Origin of the sequence: Rhodoplanes roseus, from assembly GCF_003258865.1 — a bacterium.
Classification (GTDB): Bacteria; Pseudomonadota; Alphaproteobacteria; order Rhizobiales; family Xanthobacteraceae; genus Rhodoplanes; species Rhodoplanes roseus.
Genome location: NZ_NPEX01000829.1, coordinates 1 through 270, shown reverse-complemented (window position 1 = coordinate 270; position 270 = coordinate 1). Strand labels below are relative to the sequence as shown.

The 270-nt window shown below is 62.6% G+C and carries 1 protein-coding gene; it reads right to left on the bottom strand.

Features of this window, described 5'->3' with window-relative positions:
* A partial coding sequence (locus tag CH341_RS32595; RefSeq protein WP_146604780.1) for an ATP-binding cassette domain-containing protein occupies positions 1-270 on the bottom strand: 270 nt, incomplete at both ends.

The following is a 270-nucleotide window of genomic DNA, read 5'->3' as shown; positions in this document are numbered from 1 at the left end:
TGTCGTGCATGATGACGAGCCGGTCGGAGAGGCCGAGCACTTCCGGCAGATCGGAAGACACCATCAGGATGGCGGCCCCATCGGCGGCCAATTGCCGGATGATCCGATAGATCTCGAATTTCGCCCCGACATCGACGCCCCGCGTCGGCTCGTCGAGGATCAGGATGCGCGGCTTGATGCGCAGCCATTTGGCGAGCACGATTTTTTGCTGGTTGCCGCCGGAAAGGTTCGCGGCCGGCGTGTCGATCGTGTCGGTCTTGATCGTCAGCC